The sequence below is a fragment of the Marinomonas sp. TI.3.20 genome (assembly GCF_038155025.1).
In the GTDB taxonomy this organism is placed as follows: Bacteria; Pseudomonadota; Gammaproteobacteria; order Pseudomonadales; family Marinomonadaceae; genus Marinomonas; species Marinomonas flavescens.
This window is the reverse complement of record NZ_JBAKAS010000018.1, coordinates 19,266-38,155: the sequence shown is the minus strand read 5'-3', so window position 1 is coordinate 38,155 and position 18,890 is coordinate 19,266. Positions and strand designations below refer to the sequence as shown.

The window sequence follows — 18,890 nt, the reverse complement described above, 5'->3', positions numbered from 1 at the left end:
ATAAGCTGGAGAAAATCGTGTTTTTTATAGTGAAAATTGAGTTGGTTTTTTCTGGTTAGTAGAATTGGCAAAACGTTTGAGAAGGAGGGTAGCAGTGCCTAATGATTAGACACTGCTATAGGGTATTTTTAAGCGTTATTTCTTCGCTTCAGCAGCGGCTGTTTTCATAATGCCGTAAGTCGTTTTCATATCGGCAATCCATTCAGGGCCGTGACGAAAGTCCATTGTCGCACCAATGTTTTTATATTGTGCTATGACTTCAGGGTCTTTCATTGCTTTAGCGGTTGCAGCCGTCAATCGGTCAATAACTTCTTGAGGCACGCCTTTAGGTGCAAATATACCTGACCAACCTTCAAAGCTTCCTTTGATTCCATAGTCTGCAAATGTAGGAACATTTGGGTATTCAGCCATTTCTTTGTTCATCACAAGGACACGAGCGCGACCTGCGGCAACGTGAGGGCCAAACGCTGGAGGGAAAGCTACGGCTGAATCTATATGGCCACCAACAAGAGAAACCATAGATTCAGCAGAACTTTTTGCATTCACATATCTTGGTTTGTAGCCGGATTCTTTAGCAATAATTTCAGCTAGAATCGTGCCTGAAGAAGAGGCGCCCCAAGATCCTTGAGTAATCGTATTGTTTTTTGCATTTGCTACGAATTCAGGAAAGGTTTTATATGGGCTGTCTGCAGCAACGATGACACCTAGTGGAACAGACGTCATTTTAACAATAGGTGTGAAGCTATCAAAACTGTATGGAGCCTTACTAAAATTAGGGGTTACTAGCATGTTGCTTAACCCTGCATTTATTAGTGTGTACCCATCTTTTCTTGCGCGTGCAACATACGATGTACCAATAATGCCACCGCCACCAGATTTATTAATGACTACCACAGGAACGCCTAAGTCTTTTTCTACCGCTTTAGCCCAGATTCGAGTGGTTAAATCTGAATCGCCACCAGCACCCCAAGGCACAATCACGTTGATTGGCTTGTTTGGGTAAGCTGCCATTACCGCGCTAGACGCTAATGATACTGCTAAGGTTGTAGAAATAACGGTTAATGCTTTTTTAAAGTTTTTCATACAGTTTTCCTTTTGTTTATCGTTGTGTTTATAGTTTTTGTGATTAACTCTGGCTATAAATAGCTCTTTTTAATGCCTGATAGACTTGCTCTTATTAAGTTGTCTTCCCTTTAGGTAGTCCCACTGGTTTCTTGCGCATACGAACACTGGAAATAACAGAGAGTATGGAAAGTATGATAAAGACCCATGAAAAAGGTGATGTGAATAATTGCCAATAATCCGTTCCAACAATGGACATCGCCTGATCTAAATTCTGTTCAAAAAATGGTGTTAAAATAAATCCGATGATGAAAACAGCAGGGTTTAAACCGACTAATCTCATGCCGTAACCTATAATGGTGAAGGCAATTAGAACTATAATATCGTCCATATTTTGACCAGTGGTATAAGCGCCAGTAAAAGCAAATGCGGTTACACAAGGGAAAATATAGTATTGGCGTAATGAGGCGACTTTAATGAAAAACTTGAAGCCGGCACGAGCAATCACCAATAGGAATAGATCGGTAAGCAGAAAACCTGCAAAGATCGCGTAGATTGTTTGAGTGTGCTCAAAGAAAATCATCGGTCCAGGTGTTAGGCCATGGATCAAAAAAGCCCCCATCAGAAGGGCGGCTACATCATCCCCAGGTATGCTTAATGTCAGCATCGGAATCATACTAGACCCACAGACTGCATTGTTTGCTGACTCTGCAGCAGCTATACCTTCAACGGACCCTTTACCATATTCTTCAGGTTTTTTAGCGGTGCGTTTCGCTTCACTGTAAGCCAGAAAAGCTGCAGGGCTTGATCCTAACCCGGGCAATGCTCCAACAAAGGTTCCTATCGCAGAAGATTTTAGAATGGTTTTAAAAACAGCTCTATACTCTTTAAAGCTAAGTCGATTATCTTCAGGATTAGGGGAGCGCGTGATCGTTAATTTGTTTTGAGGGTCTTTACGCCTACGGATGACATTAAACACCTCAGGCATAACTAAAATGCCGATTAACATTGGTGTAAAGGTGAATCCCCCCATCAGTTCTGTATAGCCAAATGTGAAGCGTGAAGCGCCAGTAATGGAGGACATTCCTACCATGGAAAATAGCATGCCTAGACAGCAAGAGAGTAGTCCGCGAGGAATCGATTCACCGGCCATAGTGCCAATAATCGTGAATGCAAAGAGTAGTAAAAACACTTTCTCGATCGGACCCGCTTGAAGGGAGATCAAAGAGAAGGGGGCGGCAATTAAGATCAGAACAATAGTGGCTAGCATTTCACCAGTAACGGAGGCAAAAAGCGACATGTCCAGTGCTTTACCCGCTTTACCCGCTTTGGTTAGTGCGTGCCCATCTTGAGCAGTCAAAAATGAAGCCGCTGCACCTGGAGTGTTCAGTAATATGGCAGAAATGGAGCCACCATAGATACCTGCTTTATAGACCGCCAGCAGTATGGTGATACCCACAATAGGACCTAAGTAAAAAGTCATTGGGAGAATCATAGCGATCGCCATAATGGCAGAAATACCAGGTATTGCACCAAAAATTATACCAACAATAACACCAGCAATAATGCCTAAAATCGGACCTACTGCGAAAACTAGGCCAAAGCCACTAATAATATTATCAAACATCTTGACGTTTCCTTTATAGAGTCCAAGTGGGGAGGTAGACTCGTAGAAATATTTTAGAGCCGTAAAATATTATTAAAGAGGTGGCGATAGACATGGTAATAATAGAACCCCATCTTCGACCTCCAAGAAGCACTGCAACGGCGATCATGATAAAGGGAGTTGATATCAAAAACCCCAAGTAAAGCATTGCTATCCAGTAGGTAATTAATATTCCGATATAAATAAAAACACCTGATAACCCTTCAGTCGGGATGATCTCATTGGCTGTTATTTCAGTGTGTTTGGTTAATTTCATCAAGGATTGAATGGCAATCGTTAGTGAAAAAATAATAATTAAACACGCGGCAAATCTAGGTAAAAACATAGAGCTTATATTGCTTTCAGCGCCGCCTTCTACCAGATTATTATCCGTTAGGATTATTGCTGAAATAATAATCAAAAAGGTTGATAGATATATATCAATTTTTCTTCTGTCCATTTTTCGACCTTAATACATCATGTTTTTTTGTTTTGAAGAGCTTTATTGTCACTCTGCATTGTTTTGGCTGGGCAGTGATGCCAAATTACTTATTTTTTTCTTAGTATCGAGTCTACATAAACGGAATTTAGATACAATTCGGAAAAATGTTTGATTATATAAGTTTTTCTTATGTTTTTTGGGTGGCGTTGCCATATTGCTTCCTTACTGTTCTATCCCGTTGCTGGATAACTAATGAGACGTTTTGAATTTCTTGTGAGGTGAGAGTGACGCAGGGATGAAAAAATTGGAGGCCTATTTATGCTTACTATTTGAGATGAACGGTAGAATTATACAGGATAGGGCAATTTCAAGCCTTATGTTAGTAAGCGAAATCAGTAAAAATGCATTCACGATACCCTTCACCGACAATGTCTTCTCTGTCGTAATAACCGGCTTTAAGTTTCTAAAGCCTCTTTCTAAGGTCAAAGGTCACCTTCTAAGGTCACCTTAACAACCCGTTTTTACTCCATCTAATGCTTTAAACATAAGAAAATCTAATCAACTGTTAAATATTTGCGATTTGTAATGATGATTATCAGAGCAAATAATAGCTAACGCTCTATTTTTAGAATAACTAAATTGGTATCGATGGCGTTTAATTTTTGGGGGGCGGTGATATTTATCGCAAAGTGAGTATGCAAGATAAACACATTGGAATATTGGGCGCTGGTATTGTAGGGCTTTCAACGGCGCTTTATCTACAAAAAGCCGGTTATAGAGTGACAATAATTGATAAACAGGCACCTGGGATGGGAACGTCTTTTGGTAATGCTGGCTTATTTGCTGATTATGCACGCCTGCCATTTGCTAAGTTTTCAATGATGCGAAAAGTCCCTGGAATGCTAATGGATAAAAATGGCTCCTTGTCCATTCAAGGGAGCTACCTTCCACATATAATGTCCTATGGATACGAATTTACCAAAGCTTGCTTTAAGGGGAAATATACTCAAGGCAAAGCTGCCATGAGGTTTCTTCAGGAGAGAAGCGTTGAAGCGGATCAAGAGCTTATAGGGCTTACTGGTGCGCAAGACTTGATACGATCTGAGGGATGTTTAGGGCTTTTTTCAACGACTGAAAACTTTGTCAAAGCTCAAAAAGGTGATCTAAAAGAACGTGAAGATCAAGGTGTAAACATGAGCTTTGTTAGTGCGGATGAAGCACAAGAAATGGAACCTGATCTTGCTCGATTTCACTCTGGTGGAGTCTTTTATCCAGACACGCGATTTACTATCAGTCCTATCGAATTAAGCCGTCAGTATGCACATTACTTTATAAGTAATGGTGGCAGTATTCAGCAAGATGAAGTGATTGCTTTGTCGCCTAGAGAAAGTGATGTGTCTGTCCATTTAAGCGATACAACGATGAGCTTTGATGAAGTCGTGGTATGTGCCGGGCTAGCCTCAAAAACTATCTTGTCTCGTTTGGGTGTGAACATTCCGATGGTGAGCGAACGCGGTTACCATTTGGCGTTAAACGCAGGGCCTAAAAAATTGACTCGTCCTGTTGGTTGGCTAGACAAAGCAATCTTTATGACGCCAATGGAAGACAGTATTCGTTTAGCGGGTATGGCTGAGTTTGCATTTGAAAACGCTCCAATAGTTGAGCCGCGTTTAGATACGCTGCTGCAACACGCTAATGTGATGCTAGGTGATGACTTGCAAGTCAATTCGACTTGGGTTGGAAGTAGGCCGTCGACACCGGATTCATTACCTGTTATTGGCCCCTTAAAAAGATATCCAAGAGTTAAGGTAGCTTTTGGGCATGGTCACTTAGGGCTTACTTTTGGTGCCATTACTGGAAAGCTTATTAGTCATTGTATTCAGAACCCAGAAAATACAGATAATCTTAAGCCATTTTTGGCGGAGCGATTTGGTTAAAGTATCGACATGATTTAATGCTCTGGTTTTCTGATCGGCCGTGAAACCACTTTTCTAAAGTGGTTTTCTTTTATGGAAATCTAAAAAAATCAAATTAATCAATAAATTAGAGTGGACTTATACTAATTCTAAACTGGACCTATGAAGCATTTTTGCTTCTTCCTACACTGTAAAGCCTAAACACAACTGAATGGTATTAAGGGTAACAGATGGATGTAGTGTCTTTATCAAATGAAAGTCTGGTATGGCTTTCATTGGCGATTGCTTTAGCTTCTGCGATTACATCGATTACAGGGATGGCAGGTGGCGTTCTTATGTTTTCCGCAATGAGTGTGTTTATGCCGGTCAAGCCTCTTATTGCTATTCACGGTGTGGTGCAAGTTTTTAATAATGCCGCTCGCAGTTGGTTTCTTCGGTCGCATATTCGTTGGGCTATGTGCCTTCCATTTGCTTTTGGAACGGCGATAGGTGCGGCAATTACCACCTTTTTCATTGTTCAATATGTCGGGCAGTTTTTCCCTTTATTAATTCTAGTTTTGTTAATTTTTTATACGTTGTTCAAACCGAAGCGAATGCCACATTTTAAAGTTAGCAACGGTAACTTTTTCTGGGTTGGAATGGTGACCGGTTGTATGGGGATTGTGGTTGGGGCAATAGACCCTTTGTTAGCCGTGTTTTTTATGCGGGATGATATGAGTAAAGAAGAAGTTGTTTGTAACAAATCTGTTATGCAAATGTTTACTCATCTAACCAAAATTCCTGCTTATATATTCTTAGGCTTTTCATTTATTGATAATGCTTATCTTATTATTGTGCTGAGTTTAGCCGCCGTTATTGGTGCGAAACTTGGTGTTATTGTTTTACGGTTTGTCAGTACAAATGTTTTCTTTTTACTAATGAAGCTGGCGTTGCTTATTGCTGCCGGTCGTATTGTTTATCAATTAATCCAACTAGGAGTGTAATCGTTATGAGCCAAACTTATACGTTAGAAAACCCTTATAGCAATGAAAAAATCGGTGAATATGAATTCACTAGCTGGGCACAGATTGAAGAGAAACTTGCCTTGCTTAAGCAAGGTCAAAAAGTCCAAGCAAAAACAGCGGCTTTTGAACGTGCAAATGTTTTGGGTAAATTAGCTGTTCTTCTTAAAGAAAATGCGGAAAAAATGGCCGCGCTTGTTACTCGTGAAACTGGAAAAACAATTTCAGACTCACGAGTTGAAATGACGCGTGCGGTCAATGCATGTATTGCAAGCAGTGAAGAAGCTCGTCAGATTAGTGGTGAAACACTTGATTCAGATGCTTATGCTTCTGCTGGTGGTAAGATTGGTGTCGTTTGCTGGCGCCCGCTAGGCACCATTTTTTGTATTACACCGTTTAACTTTCCAATTAATATTGCGATTCATAAAATTGGTCCAGCTTACGCCGCCGGTAATAGTATATTGTTCAAACCTGGCCCACAAAACACGGCATCTTCTCAGCTTTTAGTTGAGCTTTGCTATGAAGCTGGAATGCCTGAAAGTGTATTGCAATTCTGTATGCCACAGGTGTCAGACTTAGATCGACTAAATGGTCATTCAGACGTTAATGCAATCAATTTCACTGGCGGAACCGCGGCGGCCAATGCGATCGCTGCTGCTGCTGGCTATAAAAAATTGTTGCTTGAGCTTGGTGGTAATGATCCATTGATTATTATGGATGATGCCAATATTGAAGCGGCTGTTAATTCAGCGATTAATCACCGCTTTGCGACAGCGGGCCAGCGTTGTACTGCGGCTAAGCGCTTGTTTATTCATGAATCTGTTTACGATAAGTTCCGTGATTTGTTGGTTGAAAAAAGTTCTGCGCTCGTTATTGGCGATCCTATGGATGATAAGACATTTGTTGGTCCCGTTATTAATATCGGTGCGGCAACAGAAATTCGCCAGCGTATCGAAAAAGCCATTGAAGATGGCGCAACCGTTGCCTTGGGCAATAAGTATGAAGGTAGCTTCGTACACCCGACTATTCTTGAAAATGTCCAAGCTGACAGCGACGTTATGATAGAAGAGACATTTGGTCCTGTAATGCCATTGTTTAAATTTGATAACATTGAAGACATTGTTCCAATTATCAACAATACGGCATATGGCCTTCAGGGCGGTGTGTTTAGTAATAACCTATCCGTTATTCGTTTCTTATTTGAAGCATTAGATGTCGGTACCTTAGCTGTTAATGAAGGTCCAGGCTTCCGAACTGAACATTTCCCTTTTGGTGGTGTAAAAGAAAGTGGTATTGGTCGTGAAGGCATCAAATATGCGATTCGCGAAATGAGTTACACCAAAACTTTGGTTATCTAAAGTCTAATACTGCAATTCAATTATTTTTTGCCTTACGTGGGCACCTATAAAAGATAATTATTTTTAGAGGGAGGATCATTGATTCTCCCTCTAATACTTTTTTAAAAAAACACTCCGCTTTTATATTAAGTTGATATCTTTTGAATAGCATTCTCTGGTCTCAATAAATCATTTGATCTGGTTCTATGGGTTATTGGTATAAAAGCGTAATTTTGAATGATTAAAGTGAAATGTCAGGTGCTAGAAACAGTTAGCTTGATCTTTGTTGAATATTAATGAGGTTTGTATGAAGTACGATACTGAAAATTTTGATTCTTTAGATGTAATTGATAATGACAAAAATCATGTCTGGCACCATTTGAGTCAGCATAAACCATATGAAAAAAATGATCCTATGGTTATTGTTCACGGTAAAGGATTACGTGTTTGGGACATTAAAGGAAATGAATACCTTGATGCGGTTTCTGGTGCTGTATGGACAGTAAACGTTGGTTATGGACGTACTGAAATTGCAGATGCCGTTCGCGATCAATTGGTTAAAATGAACTACTTTGCTCAAACTGCAGGTAATATTCCTGGCGCTCTTTTCGCTAAAAAATTGATTGATAAAATGCCAGGCATGAGCCGAGTTTACTATTCAAACTCAGGTTCAGAAGCGAATGAAAAAGCCTTCAAGCTTGTTCGTCAAATTGCTCATAAAAAATATGGCGGTAAAAAAACAAAAATTCTTTATCGTGATCGAGATTATCACGGTACTACTATTGCGACATTGAGTGCGACTGGTCAGTTCGAACGAAAAAATCAGTATGGTCCTTTTGTTCCTGATTTTGTTGAAGTGCCTCATTGTTGCGAATATCGCGCACAGATTGATGCTAGCGGTGAAGAGTATGGTGTGTGGGCCGCTAATGAAATCGAAAAAGTAATTCTAGCTGAAGGGCCTGAAACAGTAGGTGCCCTTTGTCTTGAGCCTATTACAGCCGGTGGTGGTGTGATTGAAGCGCCAGAAGGTTATTGGGCTAGAGTTCAAGAAATATGTCGTCAATATGATATCTTGCTACATATCGATGAAGTTGTATGTGGTCTAGGTAGAACAGGCAAATGGTTTGGTTATCAGCATTATAATATCCAGCCAGACATCGTTACTATGGCTAAAGGTGTGGCTTCTGGTTATGCCGCAATCTCTTGTACAGTCACTACAGAAGCCGTTTTTGAAGCGTTTAAAGAAGATGAAGATCCTCGCATGGGGTACTTCCGCGATATCTCTACTTTTGGTGGATGTACTGCTGGACCTGCTGCCGCTCTAGTCAACATGCAAATCATAGAAGATGAGAATTTGCTTGAAAATACGACAGTACAAGGCGAATACCTTCTTAAGAAACTAAAAGAGCTGATGGATAAGCATCCAATTATTGGTGATGTTCGTGGTAAAGGTTTGTTTGCAGGTTTCGAGTTAGTAAAAGATCGCGTAACGAAAGAACCAGTTGATGAGAGTGTTGTGATTGCTGTTGCGGGTCACTGTATGGCGAATGGTGTTATTATTGGTCGTACTAACCGTTCGTTTAAAGAACACAACAACACAGTTTGCCTTGCTCCATCATTGATCATTACTCGTGATGAAATTGATATTGTTGTGAAAGCGATTGATGGTGCTTTAACCGCAGTCTGTAGTAATATGTAAAAAAATAAAAAACAGCCTATTAATACTTTAGTTAATAGGCTGTTTTTTTGATTACCTCCCTGTTAAGAATATAATTCCCTTCTATAGTTCTTTCTAAATCTTTCAAATCGAATATATACACTCTGCGTTTCTTTATTTATTGGCGAATGTTAGGGTCGATTATTCAGGCTATAAAAAATCATAAATTATAATGTTGCGCTTCACTTTCTATAATCTTATCTGTTAGAAAATACCTGATTGGTATTGTTCAAGAAGGCAGAGTATTGCTCTCGTATTTTCTGATAAGTATTTTTATTTGTTAAGGGTGGGGAGGTTGGTGTGATTACAGGAGTCGTCGTGATTTTTTATGCAGGTCTTTAAAGTAAAAGCCGCCGACTTGTTTAATCAAGTCAACGACTTTTGCTTATTATTGCTTGTGTGGCGCTGTATGAGTGTTTTTATCAACACTGTAGATTGTCCAGCGTTCGGCATCTGCTTTTGTTTCTGCATAGATGTCAGCAATAACGCGACGGTTACGAGCGCGCCCTTCAGGAGTGTCGTTTTTGTCGATTGGACGGCTTTCGCCATAACCAATTGCTTTTACACGCTTTGGAGATATTCTAAAGCTGTCGATGAGAACATCTGCTATGGCGGAAGCGCGCTTCTGAGATAGCTCTTGGTTTGCTTTTTCAGACCCTACGTTATCAGTGTGACCTTCAATAACAACATGACTGTCTTTGTGTTCTTTTAAGAAGTCAGCAAGTTTTTTGATTTTAGGGTAGAACTTTGGTTTGACGATGGCTTTTCCTGAGTCAAACAAAATATCAATATCAAGAGTCATCATTTTTGATGTGGCAGTAGGGCAGCCATTAGTATCAACTGCATCGCCTCGGGTGGTGTTAGGGCAGCGATCGCGTATGTCTATTACACCATCTTTATCTTGGTCGTTTAGTCCTTGACGAACATTGCTGTTAAAAAGATTTTCGGCATGGCTCGTGCTGCTAAGCATTAATAGCAAGCTAATAGTGTAAAGTGTTTTGAATGCTATTTTCATTATCTTGAATTCCCTGTACTTCTGTATATTGACCTAATATAACGATGCCTCTTCCCGGAGGCTATAGGATTTTTGTAGCGTTATAGGCAGTCTGTAAGTTTTTGTAAGCTACCAGCTTCCCGTGTTCTCCATAGATAGCCATGGTTCGGCCTTTTCTAGTGATTGACCTTTTTGTAGTAGTTCAATGGAGATGTTATTTGGGTCTTTGATAAAAGCCATGTGCCCATCACGAGGTGGACGAAGTATGGTGACGCCAATAGATTGCAGCTTTTCGCATGTCTGGTAGATATCATCTACTTCATAGGCTAAATGACCAAATTGATCTCCATTCGTGTAGTTGCGATCGTCCCAATTATGAGTAAGCTCAACTTCCGGTTCACCTTTTGCGACAGCATAATAAATGAGCGAAAACTTTCCGGCTTCACTGTCGAAGCGGCGCGTTTGAATAAGGCCTAGCCCTTCGGTGTAAAATGTATGGCTCTCTTCTGGCTTATCTGTTCTTATCATGGCATGCAGGTAGCGAATTGACATGAAAACTCCCTTTAATAAATAGCGTTACAGTATTTTACGCCTTTTTAAGACGATATGGTTAGGGGTGTATCGAACGGGATAGTTTACCTTATTCTTCCCAAATCCAGCGTAAAGGTTCACCAAAGTCATCGTAAATGATTTTCTTTTTTGGTTTTCTATTCATTTTAAGCGGGGCTGGTGGTGGGGTTTTGCTGCCTTTGCGTTGTTGAATGGCGGCGACAACATGATTAAGTGGCGTGCGCTCTTTTCTTGGCTCGCTAAAGCCCATGTGTGACGTGTTATACTTGCCGTCAACAAGACCGGATTCGCCCATATCAACTTGCTGGATCTTTCCGTTAGCCTTAATAAATTCCTCTACTAAAGAATCAATTTCGTTTCGAGTGTCTTTTTTCGTGGTTTTTGGTTGGGTCATGGCTTAGCTATTGGTGTTAAGTTTGCCTCTTCAGAGGTGGTCACAATTTATTCATACTAAACGTAAGAGGTTGCTGGTGTCTATTACCAACTTGATTGTACATGAAATTCAAAAACATGACGGAGAGCGTAAAGCGATATTAATTGCGCGCCCAAATGAGAATCCTGTTGATGCACAGGCTGAAGCGCTTTCAGAGCAGGTCACTAATTTGTTCAATCGATCTGGTATGAATACAGGTCGTTTTTCAAACCCTGAAGGGAGTGAAGAGGGGTCGCAATTACCAGCATTATTGAATAAGCATTTTAAAGAAAATGTCTTCGAAGATTTTGAGGTTTTTTCAAAAAATTGTGCGGCTGAGTATCTTAAATATCTAGAGCCAGTCGAAGAAGCGGAAGGGGGATTGTTGTGGTTCAATCATTATGAGCTTCACGATACTCATTTTTTATACATAGTTATGTTGAAGCGTAAGCAAGGCATTGGCCTAGGCGCGGATCTTAGTCTTTCTCAAGTAGAACAGATTGAGATGGAAAAGTTACATATGGCGTTACGCATTAATCTCAATGCTTGGCGCACTGGTGATGAAGGTCGTTATATTGCGTTTCGTTTTGGTCGTGCGCCAAAGCACGAAAGTGAGTATTTTACGCAGTTTATTGGTTGTGATGAGCCTAAAGTTGCGGCGAAAGAAACGCGTAAGCTTGTCGACTTAACGTCTGCTTTTTGTCAATCTGAGGGGTTGCCAACCAAGCAAGCGAACGATTTTAAACGAGTGGTATCTGAACATTGTCAATCGAAAGCGGAAGAGCGAGAGCCGTTGGCCATACAGCAAATAGCCAACGAAGTTGAATCTCGTTTTTCTATTGAGCAAGCCAATAAATTCTTGGAAATCGCTAGTTCTGAAACCTTTCAGATGGAGCAAGAAATCTTTGTTGAAAAAGCCGCATTGAAAAAACTGACTCGCCTTTCTGGAAGTTCTCGCGCACTGACTCTGAGTTTCGACAGTGAGTTGCTTGGCGAATCGATTTCTTTCAATGCAGACACTGGAACATTGACGATTCATGAGTTGCCAAAGAGTTTGCTTAAGCAATTGCAATCACTTTAGTGCAGAGATGGAATCGTGTTGCTTGGCGTGTGTCGTCTATGAACGTTAATTACAGGCCAAGTAACGTTTCCAGCTCTTTCATGGTGGCAAAGCTCTGTGTTGCGCCAGCCTTGGCTTGTAGTTTTGCATCAAGTGTTTCGCTAAAGGCGAGTACACGCATGCCGGCAGCCCGAGCAGAGGTAATCCCTGCGATAGAATCTTCAATGACAATGCAGTCTGCGGGCGTAACATTAAGTGCCGCTGCGGCTTTTAAATACAGGTCAGGTTTGGGTTTGCCGTTTTCGACATCTTCTACGCAAAAGCGTGTTGAAAATCTTTCTGTAAGTTTGATTTTATTAAGCTTAAATTCCATTTCTTTGCGTCGTGCGTTGGTCGCCATTGCAATAGGAACTGTAATTTTACTTAATAAATCAAGAACACCATTAATAGGTTCTAGGTGCTTATCAATGGTCGCGTGAAATGCCTTTCTATAATCATCATCGAAACTTTCTGGTAAGGCTTTGCCCAGTAATTCTTCAGCAGCTTTTAGGTTTTCTTGGTTAGTGAAGCCTGTAAATCTTTCATGTAATAGCTTGTCATCAAGTATGAGGCCATGTTGTAGCAGCATAGACTTCATTATTTCGTTTGAAATGTTTTCTGTATCGACAATAACGCCATCGCAATCAAAGATCACTGCTTTATAGAGGTAAGCCATAGAGAGGGTGCTTCGTTATGAATAAGCTGTGATAATAACGAATTTAGCGGGGGGAGTGGAAGAGAGGTTGTTATTGTTTTTCTCTCCTTAAAAAAATCCGTTAAGATACGCTAGCGGCCATTAAAAGCGAAGCTTGTGTTTTGTTGTTTTCAAGTGACGATTGCGTGATTGATGTGTCTGAGCCTGAAAAAGAAAACATTTTCTTAAAGAAAGAAGTTGATGTCTTTACGTTTTGAGCGCGTTTCTCACGACGTGCACGGCGTATTGCACTGCGATCTTCAAAGCCCCAGTCTTTTAGAAGTGCTTCGTATTGTTCTTGAGAGTCCATTTTATGCTCCTTAGTATGTAAAATACTAAAATTAAAGATAAGTACTAATTAAGTTAAATGTTGTTTTATTACAACATTTTAAATATTAAATGAGCTTAATCATTCAAACAAACGATCGTTTTTCATGATTTAGGTTATTTTTTTTCACCTTTTGGATTTGTATAGTGAATTATGGCGTATCAATTATTAGATAGTTTTTCAAAAAATTGGATTTTTAAACGCGAAGACCCCAAGGTTGAAGCAGCGGATTTAGCTCAAATTCGCTTATTAGATGAAGCGAGAGCAAGCAATATTTGGCGTGATTATATTAGCGACTCTCAAATTCACCCAGATCATTTCACCGATAATGATTGGATAAAGGGTCAAAGTGCCGTGCAAGTTAAGTGGGAGAATGTTTGGGAGTCTGAGGGCGCATGTCTTCCAGAGGATATTTTGGAACATGTAGCTGCTTGGGGTGATGACACGTTAGTGTTTTTTTGTTGTAACAATGAGTTGGTTTTTGAGCTGCCTTGGGCTGTCTTTAAGCGAAGCTGGAAGGCTTTCTTGTTTCTCGATAACGGACCTATTTTAGTGGCTAAGAAAAAGAAGCAGGCAGTGCAGTTTCATTCTAGCGGCATGGCGTCTTTGCTTTTGCGAGCTTAATCTTGCCATTCTTTTATGTCGCCTCGCTTTCTGCTGGCAAGGCATTTTTGGTTAAAAACTTGATAGTAGTGAAGCAAGTCTCTGGACTGTGCCTCATATCCAAGGTTGTCTAGTAGCAGGGCAATAACTTCGGCGGTTGCAAATTGCATGTCATGGCCTGAATGTCTTACTAAGAAAGACCGTTGTGCTTGGCTGTTTATCTCAAAGTGCGGAATGTCTTTTAACCACTCGCTTTGATGGAACATCTTACTGGCCTGTTTCCAGGTTCCATCAAGAATAATAAATGTGTGTTTTGTATTGCTCTCTACGTTCGGAAGCGGGAGAGTTCGAACGTGTCTTTTTTGCCTCTCGGCGGTTTCTGTGTGCGGGTATAATAACGTACATGTCCCTTTTCTTTCCTCTAAAAGTGCTTTTAGCGCATCATCCGGCTGCGTTCTATCCCATAGAAATGCCTGTGTATCAGCTGGATAGCAATCGGCAATAAGACGACCGCTATTGGTGGGCTTGTGGATTTCATCGCGATGAAAAAGCAAAATGAAATTAATGGAAGCGTGGGCGGTTTTTCTCTCTGCGCAGAAGCAAGCAAATGTCGCCATTAGGCAAGAAGGGCAGCGATTGGCTTTTGAACCTCTCGCGATAAAAGGTCGCCGAGCGTGCTTTTGGCATTCTAAGCGTAAATTGTCAACGCTATGGAGAGGGTGTTTTGGGAGCATGATGTCGCTTGTAATTTGATCTATGGATTACGTATTTGAATTGATATGTCTGCTTGTTTGGTTGTTGCTAAATATTGGGCGCGTATCATACCTTAGTCCTTCTTGTTTAAAAGCCTATAAAAGGCAAAAAGAGCCGTATTTATCGTGTCTTTTTGAATCATTTACTGAAAATATGCAAATATCAAGGAATCAAAGCTAAAGCGTTATTTACCTTCTGTTCGTTGGCATCGTTGCACGCTAAGGTGCGTATACCAATATGGCATGAGTAATCTATGAGTCGTTATATCTCTCCTGTGCTTTATATCCTATTAATGTTAGTTGGATGTGCAGCGTTTATTTCAATTGCAGGTGTGAGGATCGGGCTGTTCGAGCCCTTGATCGGTTTTTCACTATTAAAACAAAGTGTTTGTGCTGCTTTGATCTTATCAACCTTAGCCGCTCTTTCTATTTTTGTTTGCCGTAAAGAGTGCAATGTTTCTAGTCAACGTTTTTTTGGTTTGGTATTGGTCGTTTCGCTTGTTTATAGTTTGATGTGGATTGTTTTTTATGCGCAGCGCATTAATCTTCCAAATATCCATGACATTACGACAGACACCAAAATGCCACCAGAATTTATTAATGTTAACTTTCTACGCAAGTCTAATGAAAATGGTTTGGTCTATGACCCTAAATGGGCGGCTATACAGATTGCCAACTACCCAAATGTAAAACCGGTGATGACTAAAAAAAGTGCTCAGATGGCCTATCAAAAAGCACTGGCTCTTGTTGTGGAGAGGGGGTGGCAGTTAGATGCAACTTATCCTGAAGTAGGTCTGATTGAAGCAACGGCAAGAACCCCTATTTTTGGTTTTAGAGATGATGTTGTTCTCAGGGTGATGACAGAAGGCGATAAAGTGCGTATTGATATGCGATCTTGTTCTCGTGTTGGGAAAGGCGATTTTGGTATGAATGCAAAACGCATAATAAGTTTTATGGACGATTTAAATAGTCGTCTCAATGGAATGCCTTTTGATCAAATGCGCTTTTTAAATTAGTAATTTTAAAATAGCGCTCGTTTTCAAAATTATGACGCGATAAACTCGAACGATCTTTTTTGTACTGAGGAAAGTTCGTGAGCGTGCGCCAAACACAAAAAGCCAATACTCGTTCGAAAATTAAAGAGATTGCAAAAGATGCTTTTTTAACAAAAGGCATAGAGGCAACGAGTACGCGTTTCTTGAGTAATCAAGCAGGAATTGCTGTAGGTACTCTCTTTGTACACTTTCCTGATAAATTGTCTCTTGTAAAAGATATTTTCTTCGATGAGATGGATGTAGCGCTTAGAAATGCTGCTAATGCCCAGACATCGTGCCTTTCTCCATCCGATTATCTTCTTCAAATGGCCGATGTGCTGTTTTCTTTTTATGATAAATACGCTGAGTTTGCGCGGCTTGTGCTGTTCGATAGTCTTGCACACGGCGGTTTTCATACTAAACAAATACAAGTGATTATCGAGGGCGTAACTAAGCGCTTTAAACAAGTTGGCGTCGATGAGAAAACCGCTTCGATTTTTGCAGAAAACATGGCGGCAAACTACTGGATGGTATTGCTAGGTGGGATTCCTAGTGGTGTTCTAGGGCAAGCAGCCATTGACCACCTTGCTAAACTCAATTTGCCTTTTGATGCTTCTTATAAAAATGCTCTGAAAAAACCTTAAGCATTATGGTTCTTAGGTAAGGTCATTGGCTTTGCGATATGGCCCTTGGTAATCAAAGAGTTTTTCAGTTATTTGCCAATGATGTTTTTGCTTTTTAGCAATCACAAAATCCGGAGTTGGTAGGTACGATTCGAACTTCATCGCGTCTTCAGCGTGTTCAAAAGTGATCGGGTGCGTGCTGTTCGCGACACGTCGCCCGAATTCTTCGTTAAACTTCTGCTTCGACTTTTTCTGTTTGAAATAAAAATGTTCGCTTAGTGTCGTGCCGTCTTCATCGTGATAAGTCACCTTGATGCTGTCATCTTCTAATTGGCTTGTTAGGGTGATGCCTGAGCAGCGAAGCACTTTGTTATTCTTTAGATTGAGTGCGTTTCTGAGTTGATCATCGGGGTCAATCAATTTTTCTGCGCAATGCTGGCAACGGCGGGCGGCGATGTCGTTTTCTTCATTGCAATGGGGGCAGCGCTTAAAACAAAAGCGATAGTGGCATTGCTCTTCACCGTGTGGTGTTTCCATTAATCCGTGGCAGCGTCGGCCAAAGTGCTCAATAACGTTTCCTTCACTGTCTTTGCGTCCCCAAAATGTATTCGCAAAGTCGCACTCGGGGCAGTGTATTAGCACGGCAACGGAATCTTTAGTGGGCTTTTTTTCACCGACTTCAGGTTGAAAAATGTCATAGCCGTTGTTGGTGTAGTCGAGCACTAAGCAATCTTTTTTACCCGGGCTTAAACGCAGGCCGCGACCAACAATTTGCTGGAATAAACTAATCGATTGGGTCGGGCGAAGGATTGCAATAACATCTACATGAGGGGCGTCAAATCCTGTGGTTAATACTGAGACATTGACCAGATATTTGAGCTTTTTGTCTTTGAATGCTTGGATCAGTCGATCGCGGTCCTTGTTGTGTGTTTTTCCGGTTATAAGAGCGGATTCATGGTCTGGTAAATAGCTTATTATTTCTTTTGCATGATCAATAGTGGATGCGAAAATCATCACGCCTTGGCGGTGTTCGCTCAGCTGGATGATCTGCTCTGTGACAGCGCGAGTGACTCTTGGGTGCTTGTGGATGAGCTCATTCAGTGCAATGGCGTCGCTGTCTTGCTCGCCGTCTAGGCTTTCGGTTAAAAGGCTAAAGTCGTAGTGAGCGACAGCGGCATCGTAATGAATCGGCGGTGTTAGATAACCATGTTTTACCATGTAGCGTAGTGGCAGTTCGAAAATACATTTTTTAAAAAAACAGTCGTTTTCTGGGCGCGCAAAGCCATAGTAATGGTGTTGATAAATCCAGCCACTGCCGAGTCGATAAGGCGTGGCAGTGAGGCCAAGGATCTTGGTGTTAGGGTTAAGCGCTACAAAGTGTTGAATGGTTTTTTGGTATTGGCTGCCTTGCGCCATGTCGATACGATGGCATTCGTCGATGATGATTAAACTGGCTGGTTGAGTAAAGTCGTCTAAGTTGGCTGCCAGCGATTGGATGCTGGCGAAAGTGGTTTTTTCGGTGCTGACTTTTTGATTGAGTCCCGCTGAGTAAAGGCCTGCTTGGTGGCCGGTGGCTAGAAATTTGCCATGATTTTGTTCGACGAGCTCTTTTACATGGGCAAGGCAAATAACATGGCCTTTTGCTAAGCGACTAAGTTCTGCGATGACCAAGCTTTTGCCTGCGCCGGTAGGCAGGACAACGACGGCGGGATCATTGCTTTTGCGAAAGTGATTAAGGGTCGCCTCTACGGCTTGGGTTTGGTAGTCGCGTAGGACAAAAGCTTGGGTCATTGTTGAACGCTTCATGCAGGGATAAAGTTAGTGTGTCGGCTCGCACGCTACAGTATCATAAACGGCTTGGCAATAATGCCGCTTAGGATATGAACTCCCTCTTTATGATCTTCGATGATGTGATAGCTAACCCTTTACCCAATGACTTACCTGTGGCGCTTTTACCTGCGTTTAGTCGTCTTGAGCCTTTCGCTTTGTTGCTTAATGATCTGCATACGAAAGGGTGGAGTGTGCAGGACGATTTTTTCTCAGACGCATTCACCGATAAGCTTATCGAGGAGGTTCAGGGAATCCAAAATGAGTCCATGTTGCAGGCGGGGGTTGGCCGCAAACAGGATCATCAGGTGGTGCTGGATGCGCGCCGTGATTATATCAAGTGGATCGACCCTATTAATGAAACGCGCAAAACATTTTTGGACGAAATGGAAGCCTTGCGGATTGTGCTAAATCGTCAGTTCTTTTTGGGATTGTTTGATTTTGAAGCGCATTTTGCGCGTTATGAAAAAGGCGCCTTTTATGAAAAACACCTCGATGCTTTTAAGGGAGAAAGTAATCGCATTCTTTCAATCGTGCTGTATTTGAATGAGGATTGGCAGGAGGGTGATGGCGGTGAGTTGGTGATTTATGATGAGCACGATTCTGGATACGAGTTAGGGCGTTTTTTACCGCAGAAAGGCCGTTTGGCGGTTTTCTTAAGTGAAGATTTCCAACATGAAGTCAAGGTCGCCAAACGAACACGTCACAGCATCGCAGGCTGGTTTCGGGTCAATAACACCACCGCAAAAACCCTCGATCCTGACCAATAGCTGTGTTGTCGATTTAACGGCTAATCAGGCTCGAAATTTCTTCAAAAAATCTCTATAATGCGCG

19 protein-coding genes are annotated in these 18,890 nt (G+C 41.3%); 9 read left to right on the top strand and 10 right to left on the bottom strand.

Features of this window, described 5'->3' with window-relative positions; translation table 11 throughout:
* Positions 1-135 precede the first annotated feature (135 nt).
* The 3 genes from V6259_RS16125 to V6259_RS16115 form a co-directional block, all read right to left on the bottom strand.
* On the bottom strand, positions 136-1,083 hold the full coding sequence (locus V6259_RS16125) for a Bug family tripartite tricarboxylate transporter substrate binding protein (RefSeq protein ID WP_133012116.1): 948 nt from the start codon (positions 1,081-1,083) through the stop codon (positions 136-138).
* Between the two features lie 94 nt (positions 1,084-1,177).
* Positions 1,178-2,689 (bottom strand): tripartite tricarboxylate transporter permease, encoded by a 1,512-nt coding sequence (locus V6259_RS16120; protein WP_341585439.1) that lies wholly within the window; start codon positions 2,687-2,689, stop codon positions 1,178-1,180.
* Positions 2,690-2,702: 13 nt separating this feature from the next.
* A complete protein-coding gene (locus V6259_RS16115; protein ID WP_341585438.1) occupies positions 2,703-3,167 on the bottom strand; it encodes a tripartite tricarboxylate transporter TctB family protein in 465 nt (154 codons plus the stop codon).
* A 677-nt stretch (positions 3,168-3,844) separates the two neighbouring features.
* Between V6259_RS16115 and V6259_RS16110 the strand changes: the two genes are divergently transcribed.
* The 4 genes from V6259_RS16110 (at position 3,845) to V6259_RS16095 (ending at position 9,102) form a co-directional block, all read left to right on the top strand.
* Positions 3,845-5,086 (top strand): NAD(P)/FAD-dependent oxidoreductase, encoded by a 1,242-nt coding sequence (locus V6259_RS16110; RefSeq protein ID WP_341585437.1) that lies wholly within the window; start codon positions 3,845-3,847, stop codon positions 5,084-5,086.
* Between the two features lie 209 nt (positions 5,087-5,295).
* Positions 5,296-6,048, top strand: coding sequence for a sulfite exporter TauE/SafE family protein (locus tag V6259_RS16105; protein ID WP_341585436.1), 753 nt, complete (start codon positions 5,296-5,298; stop codon positions 6,046-6,048).
* Between the two features lie 5 nt (positions 6,049-6,053).
* Entirely contained in the window at positions 6,054-7,424 is a 1,371-nt protein-coding gene (gene safD / locus V6259_RS16100; protein ID WP_341585435.1) for a sulfoacetaldehyde dehydrogenase SafD, read from the top strand.
* 286 nt (positions 7,425-7,710) lie between these two features.
* Positions 7,711-9,102, top strand: a complete 1,392-nt coding sequence (locus V6259_RS16095; RefSeq protein WP_341585434.1) for an aminotransferase family protein — start codon at positions 7,711-7,713, stop codon at positions 9,100-9,102.
* Positions 9,103-9,508: 406 nt separating this feature from the next.
* On the opposite strand, the gene V6259_RS16090 is transcribed toward V6259_RS16095, so the two are convergent.
* The 3 genes from V6259_RS16090 to V6259_RS16080 all read right to left on the bottom strand — a co-directional run bounded on the left by V6259_RS16090 (position 9,509) and on the right by V6259_RS16080 (position 11,078).
* Positions 9,509-10,135 carry an OmpA family protein gene (locus V6259_RS16090; RefSeq protein WP_341585433.1) on the bottom strand — a complete coding sequence of 209 codons (627 nt, stop codon included), beginning with the start codon at positions 10,133-10,135 and terminating at the stop codon, positions 9,509-9,511.
* A 108-nt stretch (positions 10,136-10,243) separates the two neighbouring features.
* Positions 10,244-10,666, bottom strand: a complete 423-nt coding sequence (locus V6259_RS16085) for a VOC family protein (protein ID WP_133012124.1) — start codon at positions 10,664-10,666, stop codon at positions 10,244-10,246.
* Positions 10,667-10,754: 88 nt separating this feature from the next.
* On the bottom strand, positions 10,755-11,078 hold the full coding sequence (locus V6259_RS16080) for a hypothetical protein (RefSeq protein WP_341585432.1): 324 nt from the start codon (positions 11,076-11,078) through the stop codon (positions 10,755-10,757).
* Positions 11,079-11,154: 76 nt separating this feature from the next.
* On the opposite strand from V6259_RS16080, the gene V6259_RS16075 reads away from it, so the two are divergent.
* The gene (locus V6259_RS16075; RefSeq protein WP_341585431.1) at positions 11,155-12,177 is read left to right on the top strand and encodes a nucleoid-associated protein; all 1,023 of its coding nucleotides are present in this window, start codon (positions 11,155-11,157) and stop codon (positions 12,175-12,177) included.
* A gap of 49 nt (positions 12,178-12,226) precedes the next feature.
* Here the strand turns inward: V6259_RS16075 and V6259_RS16070 are convergent, their stop codons facing one another.
* Both V6259_RS16070 and V6259_RS16065 read right to left on the bottom strand, forming a co-directional pair.
* Entirely contained in the window at positions 12,227-12,871 is a 645-nt protein-coding gene (locus V6259_RS16070; RefSeq protein ID WP_341585430.1) for an HAD family hydrolase, read from the bottom strand.
* 100 nt (positions 12,872-12,971) lie between these two features.
* Positions 12,972-13,199, bottom strand: a complete 228-nt coding sequence (locus tag V6259_RS16065; RefSeq protein ID WP_341585429.1) for a hypothetical protein — start codon at positions 13,197-13,199, stop codon at positions 12,972-12,974.
* A 171-nt stretch (positions 13,200-13,370) separates the two neighbouring features.
* Between V6259_RS16065 and V6259_RS16060 the strand changes: the two genes are divergently transcribed.
* Positions 13,371-13,841, top strand: coding sequence for a DUF2947 family protein (locus V6259_RS16060; protein ID WP_341585428.1), 471 nt, complete (start codon positions 13,371-13,373; stop codon positions 13,839-13,841).
* Here V6259_RS16060 and V6259_RS16055 read toward each other — a convergent pair.
* Positions 13,838-14,554 carry a tRNA-uridine aminocarboxypropyltransferase gene (locus tag V6259_RS16055; protein WP_341585427.1) on the bottom strand — a complete coding sequence of 239 codons (717 nt, stop codon included), beginning with the start codon at positions 14,552-14,554 and terminating at the stop codon, positions 13,838-13,840. The genes V6259_RS16060 and V6259_RS16055 overlap by 4 nt on opposite strands.
* Before the next feature lie 272 nt (positions 14,555-14,826).
* Between V6259_RS16055 and V6259_RS16050 the strand changes: the two genes are divergently transcribed.
* Both V6259_RS16050 and V6259_RS16045 read left to right on the top strand, forming a co-directional pair.
* Positions 14,827-15,588: a DUF1499 domain-containing protein gene (locus tag V6259_RS16050; RefSeq protein ID WP_341585426.1), complete on the top strand. Its 762-nt coding sequence runs from the start codon at positions 14,827-14,829 to the stop codon at positions 15,586-15,588.
* Positions 15,589-15,665: 77 nt separating this feature from the next.
* Entirely contained in the window at positions 15,666-16,250 is a 585-nt protein-coding gene (locus V6259_RS16045) for a TetR/AcrR family transcriptional regulator (RefSeq protein WP_133012132.1), read from the top strand.
* 12 nt (positions 16,251-16,262) lie between these two features.
* On the opposite strand, the gene V6259_RS16040 is transcribed toward V6259_RS16045, so the two are convergent.
* On the bottom strand, positions 16,263-18,020 hold the full coding sequence (locus V6259_RS16040; RefSeq protein ID WP_341585425.1) for a DEAD/DEAH box helicase: 1,758 nt from the start codon (positions 18,018-18,020) through the stop codon (positions 16,263-16,265).
* A gap of 104 nt (positions 18,021-18,124) precedes the next feature.
* Between V6259_RS16040 and V6259_RS16035 the strand changes: the two genes are divergently transcribed.
* On the top strand, positions 18,125-18,826 hold the full coding sequence (locus tag V6259_RS16035; RefSeq protein ID WP_341585424.1) for a 2OG-Fe(II) oxygenase: 702 nt from the start codon (positions 18,125-18,127) through the stop codon (positions 18,824-18,826).
* The last annotated feature ends 64 nt before the right edge of the window (positions 18,827-18,890 follow it).

Coding starts and splice junctions, on each gene's coding strand:
- V6259_RS16125 (WP_133012116.1), bottom strand. CDS start 1,083: ATGAAAAACTTTAAAAAAGCATTAACCGTTATTTCTACAACCTTAGCA.
- V6259_RS16120 (WP_341585439.1), bottom strand. CDS start 2,689: ATGTTTGATAATATTATTAGTGGCTTTGGCCTAGTTTTCGCAGTAGGT.
- V6259_RS16115 (WP_341585438.1), bottom strand. CDS start 3,167: ATGGACAGAAGAAAAATTGATATATATCTATCAACCTTTTTGATTATT.
- V6259_RS16110 (WP_341585437.1), top strand. CDS start 3,845: ATGCAAGATAAACACATTGGAATATTGGGCGCTGGTATTGTAGGGCTT.
- V6259_RS16105 (WP_341585436.1), top strand. CDS start 5,296: ATGGATGTAGTGTCTTTATCAAATGAAAGTCTGGTATGGCTTTCATTG.
- safD (WP_341585435.1), top strand. CDS start 6,054: ATGAGCCAAACTTATACGTTAGAAAACCCTTATAGCAATGAAAAAATC.
- V6259_RS16095 (WP_341585434.1), top strand. CDS start 7,711: ATGAAGTACGATACTGAAAATTTTGATTCTTTAGATGTAATTGATAAT.
- V6259_RS16090 (WP_341585433.1), bottom strand. CDS start 10,135: ATGAAAATAGCATTCAAAACACTTTACACTATTAGCTTGCTATTAATG.
- V6259_RS16085 (WP_133012124.1), bottom strand. CDS start 10,666: ATGTCAATTCGCTACCTGCATGCCATGATAAGAACAGATAAGCCAGAA.
- V6259_RS16080 (WP_341585432.1), bottom strand. CDS start 11,078: ATGACCCAACCAAAAACCACGAAAAAAGACACTCGAAACGAAATTGAT.
- V6259_RS16070 (WP_341585430.1), bottom strand. CDS start 12,871: ATGGCTTACCTCTATAAAGCAGTGATCTTTGATTGCGATGGCGTTATT.
- V6259_RS16065 (WP_341585429.1), bottom strand. CDS start 13,199: ATGGACTCTCAAGAACAATACGAAGCACTTCTAAAAGACTGGGGCTTT.
- V6259_RS16060 (WP_341585428.1), top strand. CDS start 13,371: ATGGCGTATCAATTATTAGATAGTTTTTCAAAAAATTGGATTTTTAAA.
- V6259_RS16055 (WP_341585427.1), bottom strand. CDS start 14,554: ATGCTCCCAAAACACCCTCTCCATAGCGTTGACAATTTACGCTTAGAA.
- V6259_RS16050 (WP_341585426.1), top strand. CDS start 14,827: ATGAGTCGTTATATCTCTCCTGTGCTTTATATCCTATTAATGTTAGTT.
- V6259_RS16040 (WP_341585425.1), bottom strand. CDS start 18,020: ATGACCCAAGCTTTTGTCCTACGCGACTACCAAACCCAAGCCGTAGAG.
- V6259_RS16035 (WP_341585424.1), top strand. CDS start 18,125: ATGATCTTCGATGATGTGATAGCTAACCCTTTACCCAATGACTTACCT.